The organism is Methylobacterium sp. Leaf85, assembly GCF_001422125.1.
GTDB lineage: Bacteria > Pseudomonadota > Alphaproteobacteria > Rhizobiales > Beijerinckiaceae > Methylobacterium > Methylobacterium bullatum.
In genome coordinates, this window is sequence record NZ_LMME01000030.1 from 159,416 (window position 1) to 172,564 (window position 13,149).

10 protein-coding genes are annotated in these 13,149 nt (G+C 69.0%); 7 read left to right on the forward strand and 3 right to left on the reverse strand.

Going from position 1 to position 13,149, the window contains the following annotated elements; all coding sequences use genetic code 11:
* Positions 1 to 4: 4 nt before the first annotated feature.
* From fmdA to ASF08_RS15535, 3 genes are all read left to right on the forward strand, one after another.
* Positions 5 to 1,234: a formamidase gene (gene fmdA, locus ASF08_RS15525; protein WP_056146897.1), complete on the forward strand. Its 1,230-nt coding sequence runs from the start codon at positions 5 to 7 to the stop codon at positions 1,232 to 1,234.
* Positions 1,235 to 1,467: 233 nt separating this feature from the next.
* On the forward strand, positions 1,468 to 1,785 hold the full coding sequence (locus ASF08_RS15530; RefSeq protein ID WP_056146899.1) for an FmdB family zinc ribbon protein: 318 nt from the start codon (positions 1,468 to 1,470) through the stop codon (positions 1,783 to 1,785).
* 69 nt (positions 1,786 to 1,854) lie between these two features.
* Positions 1,855 to 2,883 carry an aliphatic amidase gene (locus ASF08_RS15535; RefSeq protein ID WP_018041700.1) on the forward strand — a complete coding sequence of 343 codons (1,029 nt, stop codon included), beginning with the start codon at positions 1,855 to 1,857 and terminating at the stop codon, positions 2,881 to 2,883.
* 276 nt (positions 2,884 to 3,159) lie between these two features.
* Here ASF08_RS15535 and ASF08_RS15540 read toward each other — a convergent pair whose 3' ends face one another.
* A complete protein-coding gene (locus tag ASF08_RS15540; RefSeq protein ID WP_056146901.1) occupies positions 3,160 to 4,860 on the reverse strand; it encodes a sensor histidine kinase in 1,701 nt (566 codons plus the stop codon).
* Positions 4,861 to 5,108: 248 nt separating this feature from the next.
* Here ASF08_RS15540 and ASF08_RS15545 point away from each other — a divergent pair, with 248 nt between their 5' ends.
* Positions 5,109 to 5,996 (forward strand): aldose 1-epimerase family protein, encoded by an 888-nt coding sequence (locus ASF08_RS15545; RefSeq protein WP_056146903.1) that lies wholly within the window; start codon positions 5,109 to 5,111, stop codon positions 5,994 to 5,996.
* A complete protein-coding gene (locus ASF08_RS15550; RefSeq protein WP_056146905.1) occupies positions 5,993 to 6,676 on the forward strand; it encodes a TenA family protein in 684 nt (227 codons plus the stop codon). Before ASF08_RS15545 ends, ASF08_RS15550 begins: the two co-directional genes overlap by 4 nt.
* Here ASF08_RS15550 and ASF08_RS15555 read toward each other — a convergent pair.
* Entirely contained in the window at positions 6,649 to 7,506 is an 858-nt protein-coding gene (locus ASF08_RS15555; RefSeq protein ID WP_056146907.1) for a class II glutamine amidotransferase, read from the reverse strand. The genes ASF08_RS15550 and ASF08_RS15555 overlap by 28 nt on opposite strands.
* 254 nt (positions 7,507 to 7,760) lie before the next feature.
* Here ASF08_RS15555 and ASF08_RS15560 point away from each other — a divergent pair, with 254 nt between their 5' ends.
* Both ASF08_RS15560 and ASF08_RS15565 read left to right on the forward strand, forming a co-directional pair.
* The gene (locus ASF08_RS15560) at positions 7,761 to 10,313 is read left to right on the forward strand and encodes an ATP-binding cassette domain-containing protein (protein ID WP_056146909.1); all 2,553 of its coding nucleotides are present in this window, start codon (positions 7,761 to 7,763) and stop codon (positions 10,311 to 10,313) included.
* A 133-nt stretch (positions 10,314 to 10,446) separates the two neighbouring features.
* Complete coding sequence (locus ASF08_RS15565) at positions 10,447 to 11,640, forward strand: L,D-transpeptidase family protein (RefSeq protein ID WP_056146911.1); 1,194 nt, start codon at positions 10,447 to 10,449, stop codon at positions 11,638 to 11,640.
* 273 nt (positions 11,641 to 11,913) lie between these two features.
* Here ASF08_RS15565 and ASF08_RS15570 read toward each other — a convergent pair whose 3' ends face one another.
* A complete protein-coding gene (locus tag ASF08_RS15570; RefSeq protein WP_056146914.1) occupies positions 11,914 to 13,134 on the reverse strand; it encodes a divergent polysaccharide deacetylase family protein in 1,221 nt (406 codons plus the stop codon).
* Between the last annotated feature and the right edge of the window lie 15 nt (positions 13,135 to 13,149).

Genomic DNA, 13,149 nt, shown 5'->3' on the forward strand with positions numbered 1-13,149 from the left:
AACGATGGCTGAGACCCTGATCAAGGTCGACCTGACGCAGTCGGCCTACGACAACGATATGGTCCACAATCGCTGGCACCCGGACATTCCGATGGTGGCCATGGTCAAGCCCGGCGACGACTTCATCGTCGAGACCTATGACTGGACCGGCGGCTTCATCAAGAACAACGATTCCGCCGACGACGTGCGCGACATCGACCTGTCGATCGTCCACTTCCTGTCCGGCCCCATCGGCGTCGAGGGCGCGGAGCCCGGCGATCTCCTGGTGGTCGATCTCCTCGATATCGGCGCCAAGCCCGAAAGCCAGTGGGGCTTCAACGGCTTCTTCTCCAAGAAGAACGGCGGCGGCTTCCTCGACGAACACTTCCCCCAGGCCCAGAAGTCGATCTGGGATTTCGAGGGCATGTTCACCAAGTCGCGCCACATCCCCGGCGTGCGCTTCCCCGGCCTGATCCATCCCGGACTGATCGGTTGCCTGCCCGATCCGAAGATGCTGGAGACCTGGAACACCCGCGAGAAGGCGCTCTACGACACCAATCCCGGCCGGGTGCCGGCGCTCGCCACGCTGCCCTTCGGTCCCACCGCCCATATGGGCCGGCTCAAGGGCGAGGCGAAGGACAAGGCCGCGGCGGAAGGCGCCCGCACGGTGCCGGGCCGCGAGCATGGCGGCAATTGCGACATCAAGGATCTGTCGCGCGGCTCGAAGATCTACTTCCCCGTCTACGTGCCGGGCGCCGGCCTCTCCATGGGCGACCTGCATTTCAGCCAGGGCGACGGCGAGATCACCTTCTGCGGCGCCATCGAGATGGCGGGCTGGGTCCATCTCAAGGTGAGTCTCATCAAGGACGGCATGTCGAAATACGGGATCAAGAACCCGATCTTCAAGCCGTCGCCGATGACGCCGAAATTCGACGACCACCTGATCTTCGAGGGTGTCTCGGTCGATGAATACGGCAAGCAGCATTACCTCGACGTGACCGTGGCCTACCGGCAGGCCTGCCTCAACGCCATCGAATACCTGAAGAAGTTCGGCTATTCGGGCGCCCAGGCCTACTCGATCCTCGGCACCGCCCCGGTCCAGGGCCACATCTCCGGCGTCGTCGACATCCCGAACGCCTGCGCCACGCTCTGGATTCCCACGAAGATCTTCGACTTCGACATCAACCCCGGCGCCGACGGGCCGATCAAGCACATCGACGGCTCGATCCAGATGCCGCTCTCGCCGGATCTGTGAGAGGCGGTTCTGCCCTTCAGTCGAGCGCGTCCCCCTCCCCCTTGTGGGGAGGGGTTAGGGGTGGGGGTGGCTCCGCCAGCCTCCAGAGTTCGAGGGTCACCCAACCAACCCCACCCTCGATTCCTCCCCACAAGGGGGAGGGTAGGCGCGCGACGTGTGTAACCGACTGCCCTTGAGGGGGAAGTACGTCGCCCCCGTCGCGTCGCCCATTGTCGATCCTTCGAGAGGCCCCCATGCCCGTCTACGATTATGCCTGCGACGCCTGCGGGCCCTTCACGGTGCTGCGCCCCATGGCTCAGTTCAAGGACCCGCATGATTGCCCGGATTGCGGCTCGTCCTGCGGCCGCGCCTTCCTCACGGCGCCCAACCTCGCCTCCATGGATGCGGGCCGGCGCAAGGCGCATGCGGTCAACGAGCGGAGCGCCCATGCGCCCCGCAAGTCGTCGGGGCACGGGACCGGCTGCGGCTGCTGCTCGGGCGCCTCGAAAACCAAGCAACCGGCGGCCGCGAAAAGCTTCCCCAACGCGCGACCGTGGATGATCAGCCACTGACGGCTGGGCGCCCACGCTTCTCCCCGCCTGGCGGGGAGAAGCGACGCAAACAACAGGAGAACCCCACCGATGATGCACGGCGACATTTCCTCGAGCAACGACAGCGTCGGCGTCGCGGTCGTCAACTACAAGATGCCGCGTCTCCACACGAAGGCCGAAGTTCTGGAGAACGCGCGAAAGATCGCCGACATGGTGGTGGGCATGAAGTCCGGCCTGCCCGGCATGGACCTCGTGATCTTCCCCGAATACTCGACCCACGGCATCATGTATGACGGCAAGGAGATGTATGAGACCGCCTCCGCCGTGCCCGGGGAGGAGACGGCGATCTTCGCCGAGGCCTGCCGGAAAGCGGGAGTCTGGGGCGTGTTCTCGCTCACCGGCGAGCGCCACGAGGAGCATCCGAACAAGGCGCCTTACAACACCCTCATCCTGATGAACGATCAGGGCGAGATCGTGCAGAAATACCGCAAGATCATGCCCTGGACCCCGATCGAAGGCTGGTATCCGGGCGATTGCACCTATGTCTCGGACGGGCCGAAGGGCCTCAAGATCAGCCTCATCATCTGCGACGACGGCAATTACCCCGAGATCTGGCGCGACTGCGCCATGCGCGGCGCCGAGCTCATCATCCGCTGCCAGGGCTACATGTATCCGGCCAAGGAGCAGCAGATCCTGATGTCGAAGGCGATGGCGTTCGCCAACAACACCTATGTCGCCGTGGCCAATGCGGCCGGCTTCGACGGCGTCTATAGCTATTTCGGCCATTCGGCGATCATCGGCTTCGACGGCCGGACGCTGGGCGAATGCGGCACTGAGGAAATGGGCGTGCAATATGCCGCCCTCTCGAAGTTCCTCATCCGCGACGCCCGCGCCAACATGCAGTCGGAGAACCACCTCTTCAAGCTGCTGCACCGTGGCTATACGGGCATGATCAACTCGAAAGAAAACGAGCCCGGCAAGGCCGATTGCCCCTACGATTTCTATCGCCGCTGGATCGAGGACCCGGCCGGCACCCGCGAGGCGGTCCGCGCCATCACCCGCCCCGATCTCGGCACACCGGAATGCCCGATCGAAGGCATCCCCAACGCGGCCAAGTAGGGGCTCGCGAAGAGCCTGTTTGATCTGTTTGTCCAAGGCTTGGCCTTATCCTGAGGTGCCGCGTAGCGGCCTCGAAGGAGGCTTCCAGAGATCGCGCGATGACTGGAGGGCTCCTTCGAGGCCCGCTGACGCGGGCGCCTCAGGATGAGGGGGCTGATTGGATGATCGACTCGGGCATGAGCATCCGCCGAGAAATCCGATCAAGCAAGCTCTTTAAACGGGGCTTCTACGAGTCCCATCCATGGGTTGGGCGCATCGAGGCTTGGTCTCGAAAGATCAGTGGAAGCGGACCGGCGGCGCCGTCTCGATGGGGACGTCGATGCGGCAGCGCAGGCCTTCGGCTTGGAAATCGAGCTCGACCGAGCCCGCGAGTTCACGGGCGATGCCGCCGGTGATGAGCCGGGTGCCGAAGCCGCGGCGCTTCGGCTGCAACACGGCCGGGCCGCCGCGCTCACGCCACTCGATTTCCAGCCGCCGCCCACCCATGCCGTCCTCGGTGACGCGCCAGATCACCGACAGGCGGCCCTGAGTACCGGAGAGGGCACCGTATTTCGCCGCGTTGGTGGTCAGTTCGTGGGCGGTCATCCCCAGGGCCAGGACGTAGCGCGGCGGCAGGTCGATATCGGGGCCGACGAGTTCCATGTGGTCCGCCGAACTGCGGTAGGGGCTGAGCTCGTTCTCGAGCACGGCGCGGAGCGGCGCGCCGGTCCAGTCGTCGCGGGTCAGGAGATCGTGGGTCTTCGACAAAGCGAGGATGCGGCCTTCCAGTTGCGCCGCCTGCTCCTCGCCACCGCGCGATTGCCGGGCGAGGGACTGGACCGTGGCGAGGGTGTTCTTCACCCGGTGGTTCAGCTCGTGCATCATCGTCACCTGCTGCTCCTGCAGGCTGCGCGTTCGTTTGAGCTCGGCGCGCAGACCGTCCTCGTGTGTCTCCAGCGTGGCGGCCATGGCGTCGAAGGCCTGGCCGAGCTGTCCGAATTCGGACCGGCCCGTCAGGCCCGACCGGGCGAAGAGCTGGCCGGAACGCCAGGCGCGGGACGCCTTCAACAGCCGCCGCACCGGCTTGCGGATGAAGACGCGGCCGCCGATCAGAGCCGCCACGATGGCGACCAGCGTCCCGAGGAAGATCAGGATCACGCCGCGCCGCGTCGCCGCGTCGATATCGGCGAAGGCGGTGTCACGGGCGAGGCCCACGGCGACGGTCATTCCGTCGAGGGCGCCGCCGGGATGGACCACGCCGGTGATGCGGCGCACGCCGTCGAGACCGGGCATCTCCCCGATGCTTCCTTCGGAATCCGCCTTGCTCAGGTCGGACGCGAAGGCCGCCGGCAGCGCCTTGCCGACCCAGGTGCCGAGGTCGGGATTCTGGACGATGATGGTGCCGCTCCGGTCGGCCACCGTGACGGCGGCGTCCTTCGGCAGGCCGGCATGGGCCAGGCGGTCACCGAGCCAGGCGGGATCGAAGCCGAAGATGAGCAGGCCGGAGGATTTGGCGTCGGAATCCCGGATCGGATAGGCGAACTGGATGGTGGGAACCCCGCTGCCGCGACCGAGCACGTACTCGCCGATCACCGGCACGCCCGACACCATGGCCTTCTGAAAATAGGTCCGGTCGCCGATGGAATAGGCGCCCCGTTCCATCCCGCGGCTGTTGCAGACCAGACGACCCTCGGCATCCGCGAGGATGAGGATCGTCGCCCCCGACAGCTTGCGGATGATGGAGCGCAAGAAGCTGGTGCACCCCGCCGCCTCCTGGTCGCGGATGAACGGAGCCTCCGCGAGGATGTCGAGGAGCTGGCGCATGCCGCCGGCGAATTGAGTGAGGTCTTCCGCCACCGCGCGGGCGTTGCGCAGGGCCGAGGCCGTCACGGCATCCTCGCGGGCGCTGCGCAGCGCGTGCTCGTTGAAGCTCTGGACCGCGATGGCGGGGACGAGGGCGAGCACGACCAGCGCGACGATACGGGATGTGAGCGTCATGACGGGAGGTCGGCCATGGGGAACGTTTCAGCCAGACGGAACCGGTTTGGCCGACCGAATCAGCTTGACCGTAATACTGTATGCCTGACTTGCCGGGGCGGTCGTATCGGTAATTTGGCACGGCGCCGGGATTTCTCCGCGACGGTGAACGCTCAATCGTCCCGGTTGAGGCTGGACCGGCGCTCAGCCTGCGGCCACAACCGCGTCAGCATGAAAGCCCCGAGCGTGACAGCACCGAGGAAGACCGCATGAGCGACCGCATCACTCTCAAGGCCGGCGACGGTACCGTGGCGGTGATCTCGTCGTCCGGTGCCGAGCCCGTCTCCTGGCAAGTGGGCGGCCGGGAGTATCTCTGGAACGGCGATCCGGCGCATTGGAACCGGCACGCGCCCTGGCTCTTCCCGGTGGTGGGCGCCTCGTCTGGCGGCGTGGTCCGGGTGGACGGCACGGCCTATCCGATGGCCCAGCACGGTTTTGCCCGCGACCTGCCCTTCGCCATCGTTTCGCAGAGCGACGACACCGTCACCCTGCGTCTCACCGAGAGCGAGGCGACGCGCGCCCGCTACCCCTATCCGTTCCAGCTCGACATCACCACGCGGGTCGGCCCGGCCCATCTCGATTTCGAGATCTGGATCGAGAATACCGGCGAGACGGCCCTGCCCTACGCCCTGGGCTTCCACCCTGCCTTCCCCTGGCCCTTCGCCGGCGGGGAGCGCAAGGCCGGAGGCGGCTACGCGGTGGAGTTCGAGCACCCCGAACGGGCGATGGCGCCCGAGGTGGGGGATGGCGGCCTGCTCCTGCGCCAGGAGCGTCCGTTCCCCCTCGAAGGTCGCATCCTGCCCCTCGATCCCGATCTCTTCGCCGAGGCCATCGTCCTGCGCGATGCGGCGAGCGCGCGGATGCGCTTCACCGCGCCCGATGGCAGCGCCATCCGCATGAACGTCTCGGACTTCCCGCATCTCGCCATCTGGACGAAGCCGACCGCGCCGTTCCTGTCCCTGGAATGCTGGACCGGTTACGCCGACTGGGCCGGCTTCGACGGCGACCTGACCCGCCGGGATTCGCAGCGCCTCATCGCCCCCGGCCAACGTGCCCGCCACGGGGTCAGCCTCACCCTGGAAGGTCCGCGCCCATGATCCGCCCCGTCGACGAGAACGGCTTCTCGGCCGAAGCCTGGACACGGAACGCGGCGGCCTACGAGGCCATCCGGACGATGCCGTTCAATGCCGAACTCGCCGCCGGCACCCTCGGCGAGGCCCGCTTTCGCCACTACATCCTGCAGGACGCGCATTACCTCATCGGCTTCGGCCGGGCGCTGGCACTGGCCGCGGCGAAATCGCCCGAGCCCGAGGGCATCGTGCAGTTCGCGAAAGCCGCCGAGACGGCCATCGTGGTCGAGCGCTCCCTCCATGGCGGCTTCTTCCGGGATTACGGCATCTCGGCGGAGACCTTCGCCGCCTCGCCGCTGTCGCCCCCTTGCGACCACTACGTCTCGTATCTCCTCGCCACGGCCTACGGCGAACCCTACGAAGTGCTGGTCGCGGCCCTGCTGCCGTGCTTCTGGATCTATGCCGAGATCGGCACCGACATCCTGTCGCGGGCGAGCGCCGGCAATCCCTACGCCGCCTGGATCGACACCTACGCGGGCGAGGAATTCGGCACCGCCGTCGCCGAGATGATCGCGGCCACGGACGCCGCCGCGCGGGATGTCTCGCCCTCGCTGCGAGAGCGGATGCACCGCGCCTTCACGCGTGCGACCCAGCTCGAATGGATGTTCTGGGACGGGGCCTACCGCGAGGCGGCCTGGCCGGTCTGACCGTCGGGACGCCCGACCCCGGAACAGGGCGGCGGAACCCGCACCGGCTTTTGCGCGCCCGGCTTGACGATGCGGACGATGCCGTCGCGTAGGGAGAGCATGTGGCCGCGCTCCACGTCGGTCCAGCACTCGTCGCGGGTGAGTGCCTTGGTGGCGATGACCGTCACCACGTCGTCGGTCCGCGTCTCCTGCGCGAAATCCACGTGCCAATCCTCGTCGATGAGGGTCGCGGTGCCGAAGGGCGCGCAGCGGGTGAGGTAGCACAGGCGCTTGCCGCAATGGGCATAGAGCGTCCGGCTGTCGCTGAGCAGCATGTTGAACACGCCGAGCCCGTGCAGCTCGGCGCAGAGTTCAGCGACGGCAGTGTCGAGCCGCGCCGGGCTCGGCAGGCTCGGATAGCGGGCCTGCAGCCTGTCGAGCATCCAGCAGAAGGCGTATTCGCTGTCGGTGGAGCCCACCGGCTTGAACCAGGTCAGCGGCCACTTCTTCACGCCCTTGAGCTGGCCGTTATGGGCGAAGGTCCAGCGCCGTCCCCAGAGCTCGCGGCTGAACGGATGGGTGTTCTCGAGCCCGACCCGGCCGCGATTGGCCTTGCGCACATGCGCGATCACGATCCGGCTCTTGATCGCGTAGTCGCGCAGGAGCTTGGCCAGAACCGAGCGCGCGCTCGGCTCGGGCTCGTGGAAGGCGCGCGCCCCCCGCCCCTCGTAGAAGGTGATGCCCCATCCATCGGCGTGAGGCCCGGTCTCCCCGCCGCGCCGGGCGAGGCCCGCGAAGGAGAAACGGATGTCGGTGGGCACGTTCGCGCTCATGCCGAGCAATTCGCACATGGAAAATCTTGCAGCTTCTGGCGATGCGCTTGCGACGAGAAAGCGGGCTGTGGGGGGAGCGGGCGCCGAGGACGCCGGGGAGACACAAACCTAGGAGTGTTTGGCACGGCCGACAACCGCGGAGGCGCATGTGCCGGGCGACACGACAAGATTCCTCACCGGCGGACTCGCGCCTTCCCTGCCCGGCGGCGATCCTCTAAGCCGACCTCGGATGATGGACCGTACCCGGCGCGGGCCGCCGGAGGGAAACGTCGATGGATCGTGATCCGATCGCCTTCGCCTGGAAGTCGGCGCGGACACTCCAGGTTTCCGCCATCGCCCTGACATTGGGGATCGGCCTTCCCCTCGCTTTGTTCGCCCTGCTCTGCCTGCGCGATCTCGTGAGCGTCCTGGTCCAGGCGCCGGCGCAGACCGTTCCCTTCCTCCGGATCGCCATGGAACGGCCCTGGAACGCGGTAGGTGAGCCGGCCCTGGTGGCCGTCTCCGGCTGGCCCCTTCCGCCCGTCGACGTGATCCTATGGGCGCTGACCGGCCTCGCCGCCGTCGCCATGCTCGCGGCGGCCCTGGGCTGGATCGTGGCGCGCCTGTGCTTCTCCGCCCAGTCCCGGACGATCCGTCTCCTCAACGAACGGGTGACCACGGCGATCCTGCACGCCCCCACGGCCGCACGGGACGAGGCCCGCAGCCTGGCGCAGCATGTGGGCGCGATGCTGGCGCGGATCGACACCCTGTTCGGCCTCGGCATCGTCGTCCCGGTCACCGCTCTGGCGACCATGATCCTGGCCCTCGCCATGGCCGGCCTCGCTGCCCCGAGGCTGGTGCCGACGGTGGCGGTGGGTCTTCTCGCCGCCGCCCTCGCCCGCCTCCTGATCCTCCGCCGCACCCGTAAGCGGACGATCCTGCGCCTCAGTTCCGGTGTCTCGGCGGAACGGTTCCTCTCCGACCTCATCCGGCGGGTCCCGGCGGTGCGTGCCCATGGGGCCGAGGCGTTCGAGCGCGGCCGTCTCGCGGCCAGGGGGGCGGCGATCCGCGATGCCCTCGCTGCCGCCGAATCCTCCCTCGCCTTCGCGCGGGCGCCCTCCCTCGCCCTCGGCGTCCTGCTGCCCGCCATCATGCTGGCCGTGGCTCTGTGGCGCGGCGAGAGCGGCACGGCGCCTCTCGTGGCGCCGGGCGCCCTGGTGGCGGCCGGCGGTGGCTTCGCCCTCGCCGTCCTCGCCCTGGCGGTGACCCTGCGCCTGCGCTCGATCCACGAGGGGGTGTCCCCGGTCTTCCGCGATCTCGCAGCGACCCTCGTCTCCCTCGAAAGTCGCGGCGGCTACAGGCCCGGGCCATTCGCCGCCTTGCCGAAGGGCGGAACGCTCGCCGCGTCCGGGGTCGGCGTCTACGATCCCGCCAGCGGGGAGCGCCTCACCGGTGTCGACGTCACCGTGGCGATGCCGTCTCACCTCGCCATCGTGGGCGAGCGCGGCAGCGGCGCGCGGGCGCTGGCCGCCCTGCTGGCCGGCCAGCTCGAACCGACCGCAGGCTCGGTGACCTATGACGGGATCGACCTGCGCAGCCTCGATCCGGCCGAGCGGGCCAGCCACATCGCCCTGGCGGGCGCCGAGGCGATCCTGATCGAGGGCACGCTGGAGCAGAACATCCTCTACGGCGCGGCGCGCCAGGAGCGTCCCTCGGAGGCGGACCTCATCGAGGTGCTGCGCCTGACCGGACTCGACGCCTTCGTCTATGCGCGCGGCCTCGAAGGCACGGTGGACCCGGCGGCCGAGCCGGCCGTCGCGAAGACGATCGTCGCCGCCCGCCACGCCGTGCGCGAGGCCCTGGTGGCGGACAAGGCGGCGCGGCTGGTGGAGCCGTTCGATCCCGCCCGCTACAACCATCAGGCGACGGTGGGCGAGAACATCCTGTTCGGCGAGGCGGTGGGCTCCGCCTTCTCCGGCAGCCATATCGCCGCCCATCCCTACCTGCGCGCGGTGCTGGAGGCCGAGGACCTGACCCGGCCCTTCACCGAGATCGGGCTGCAGGTGGCGCGCAGCACCATCGAGATCTTCGCCGACCTTCCGGACGATCACCCCCTCTTCGATGCGTTCTCGCTGTTCCCGGCGGCCGAGCGCGGATTCTTCGAGGATCTCGTCAGCCGTCAGCCGGAGGCGAAGGGCTGGCGCCGGGGGCCGGCGGGACAGCGCGACCGCAAGCGCCTGATCGGGCTGGCGCTCCGCTACAGCGAGACCCGGCACCGGTTCGGCCTCATCGACGCCGCCTTCGAGGACCGCATCGTCGCCGCGCGCCATTCCTTCGCCCGGCTGATGCCGCAGAGCCTGCGCGCGAGCGTCGAGTTCTACGATCCCACCCGGCTCAACCCGGCCGCCAGCCTGGAGGAGAACCTGCTGTTCGGCCGCATCAACGGCGAGGAGGCGGGGGCCGAACAGCGCGTGCGGGCGCTGGTGCGCCGCGTCCTCGTCCAGCAGCATCTCGAATCCGCCGTCTACCGGCTCGGCCTCGCCAGCCGCGTGGAGCCGGGCATGGGCGGCGGCGGGGCGAGCCTCGGGGAGAACGCCATCGGCTCGCGCGAGCGCATCGGCATCGACCTCGCCCGCTGTCTCGTGCGCAAGCCGGACATCGTCGTCGTCGCCATCGCCCTCGACGACGGCAAATCCGCCGAGATCCGGGAGCGCCTCGCCAGCCTGCGCGCGGCGAGGGCCGGTCGCGGCCTCATCGTCTGCCTGCCGAGTGCCGACACCCTCGACGCGAACGATCCCTTCGGCGCGGTGCTGCATGTGGAGCGCAACACGGTGCTGGCCGCCTGACGGGGCGGGGACAACGCAACGGACCACGCCCCCTCCCCTATTGCCGCCCCATTGGGATGGGATAAGCAGGGATTCGTGCACCCTGTTGCACGGTGCCGGCGGTCAGTCGGTGCATCCCTCTCCAGGGCCGGGCATGGTCGTTCTACCCTCGCCAGTCGTACAGCGCCGCGCCGTCGCCTGGGTTTTCCTGTTCGCCCTGGCGCTCGCCGCGCCCAGCCTCGCACGGGCGCAATCGGCCAAGGCCACCGCGCCGATCCCGACGGCGACCCTGGCGCTGATGAGCCAGAAGGGCACCAGCGCCTCGGCGCCGGTCCTGTTCAGGGCCTACAAGAAGGAATCCGAGATCGAGGTCTGGAAGAAGGCCGCCGGCGGGCGCTTCGTCCATATCAAGACCTTCCCGATCTGCCGCTGGTCGGGCCAGCTCGGCCCCAAGCGCAAGACCGGCGACCGGCAGACGCCGGAGGGGTTCTACACGGTGCCCCAGCGCCAGATGAACCCGAATTCGAGCTACTACCTTTCCTTCGATGTCGGCTATCCCAACGCCTACGACCGTGCGCAGGGCTCCACCGGCTCGGCCGTGATGGTCCATGGCGTCTGCTCGTCCATGGGGTGTTTCGCCATGACCGATCAGGTGGTCGGCGAGATCTACGCCATCGCCCGCGACGCCTTCGCCGGCGGTCAGGCGGCGTTCCAGTTCCAGTCCTACCCGTTCCGGATGAATGCGGCGAACATGGCCCGCTACCGGACGGACCCGAACATCGCCTTCTGGCGCCAGCTCAAGGAAGGCTCGGACCGGTTCGAGGCGACGGGCGAGGAGCCCAACGTCACCGTCACCGCCGGCCGCTACGCCTTCCTCCCCTACAAGGACCCCGCCCTGGAATCGCTGGTGACGGCGCGCCGGGTGCAGGAGGAGGCGCGCATCGCCAGCCTCGTGGAGGAAGGGAGTGCCGCCGTGCGCACCACCTATTCCGACGGCGCGCAGCATCCGTTCTGGGCCGCCCTCTCCGCCAAGGGCGTCTCCCTAGGCGATGTGAGCCGGCCCGAGGCCCTGGCCTATGCCGGCCAGGACGTGATCGTGATCCCGGCCCAGCGCCGCCCGATTCTCGTCGCCGAGGCGGTCTGGTCGCGCTGGATGGTGGCGGCCTCGGTTCCCGCGCTCATGCGGGTGCGCGGGTTCAAGCCGGCCTACGAGCAGGCGCCGTCGCGCTTCGCCGTCCTCGTCACGCGCTACGATCAGACCCTGCCGACGATCCTCTCGGCCTCTCTCACCGGACAAATGCCGGCCCCGACCCCGCCGGCCATCATAGAGACTCTGGCGCAGCGCTAGAGCGCATACGGATGAGCGGGTTCCCCTCTCCCCGCACGCGGGGAGAGGATCACAGGCACCTTGTCGTGCCTGTGATGAGCGGAGCGAGGGTGAGGGGGCGGTTCCGAATGAGCCTCACCCCGGACGAGCCCCCTCACCTTCGGCTACCGCCTCGACGCGTTCCCCGACGAGAGGGAGACGCGTCCCTCTCCCCGCAGGCGGGGCGAGGGGATGCTCACGCAGGGACCGCACGCGGTCGCTCAGCTCAGCCGAATAACTCAGCCGCCGCCCAACTCACTGCCCCGCGCTCGACAGGCGCGCGGGCGGCGTCCCTCGCAGGGCGGTGCTGACGGGGACGAGGCGGATGCCACGGGTTTCGAGGTCGCGCGACCAGCGGGCGATCCGCTCGATCGTCATGGGCATCGCCCCGGCCGAGGCCAGCGCGAACCCATTGGCTTTGGCCTGGGCTTCGAGCCGGGCGAGTTCGCGGTCGATCGCCTCGGCCTGGGGCATGGCGTCGAGGACGATCTCGGCGCGGGCGACGGGAATCTTCAGCTTGCCGCCGAGAGACGTCGCCAGGGAGCGCGACGAGGTCCCGTCATCCACGAAGCCCAGCCCCCTGGTGCCGATCTCGCGCAGCACCGGTTCGAAGGCGGCCGCATCGCCCTCGAGCTTGGCTCCCATGAAGTTCACGAGGCCGACATATCCTCCGAACCGGCTCATCACCCAGGACAGCCGGTCGAGATTCTCAGGGGCACGCGAACTCGTCAGCATGGTCTGCGGGCCGGGATCGCTGTCGGGATAGTCGAACGGCTCCATCGGCGCCTGGACCAGGATCTCGTGGCCGAAATCGCGGGCGCGGGCGACGCTGCGTTCGAGGTCGCCGCCATAGGGTGAGAAGGCGAGGCTGATCGCGGGCGGCAGCTTGGCGATGGCGCCCGCCGTGGCGGCCTGCCCGACGCCGAGGCCGGTGACGAGAATGGCGATGCGCGCGCCCGGCGCCCCCGCACCGGAATCGGGGCGGGCATAGACGTCGAGGGGCCGGCGGCGGCCGTCGCCGATCTTCGGCACGTTGCCGTGACGGCCCCGTTCCATCAGCCGGGGATCGGGACCGGTGAGGCGCACGGGTTCGCTGTCGGGCACGCGGATGATCACCGCCTCGGTGGGGGCCTCGGTGCCGGCGGGCCGCACCACACGGACGCCCGATGCCGTCTCGACCTCGCCGGCCGAGCGCGGGGCCGATGGCGGGGGCTCGGGGGCCTTCGCCACGGGAGGAGCCGCCGGTTCGCGCAGGGTGATCGTCGCGACGGCGGACGGCTCGCCGCCCTGGGGATCGCCAACCATCGCCAGGATGGTGAGGCCGATGGCGAGGCCCGCCACCGCCATGGCGACCACGGCCGCCGGGCTCATCCGTGGCATCGAGACGCCGCGCAACCGCTGGCCGAGCGTGCGGGACGCCGCAGCACTCTTGGTCCCCAGCGGACGGGTCAGGATGTCGTCGGTGGCCACGGTCAGCCGTTTCCCTGAAGG